This is a genomic window from Opacimonas viscosa, from assembly GCF_024199005.1.
In the GTDB taxonomy this organism is placed as follows: Bacteria; Pseudomonadota; Gammaproteobacteria; order Enterobacterales; family Alteromonadaceae; genus Opacimonas; species Opacimonas viscosa.
In genome coordinates, this window is sequence record NZ_JANATA010000096.1 from 1 (window position 1) to 276 (window position 276).

A 276-nucleotide genomic window follows, 5' to 3' on the forward strand; every position below is an offset into this window, starting at 1 on the left:
GCCAAAATCTTTAGCCTTTGCGAACCGTCGAAACACATGCGCCACATTGAGAAGTTGGCTAAAGCGGTTCACTCTAAAGAAGGCAAGATGGAAACTATCAAGGCCATGATTGCCGCCATTTTAGAAGAGGATGGTGTTACGCCACCTACTTCAGGCCTAAGCCGCCACCGCGTCGATGACTGGATTAAAGAATGTCACCTAATTAAACAATTCGACAAAATTCGCCCTGAGTTTTCTAAGCTTGAACAAGCTGACATGGCGCTAACCACAACAGAG

The 276-nt window shown here is 46.4% G+C and carries 1 protein-coding gene; it reads left to right on the top strand.

Translation table 11 applies throughout. The features are described from left to right. The coding region (locus NLF92_RS12845; protein WP_254102602.1) for an ATP-binding protein at window positions 1–276 on the top strand (276 nt) is incomplete at both ends.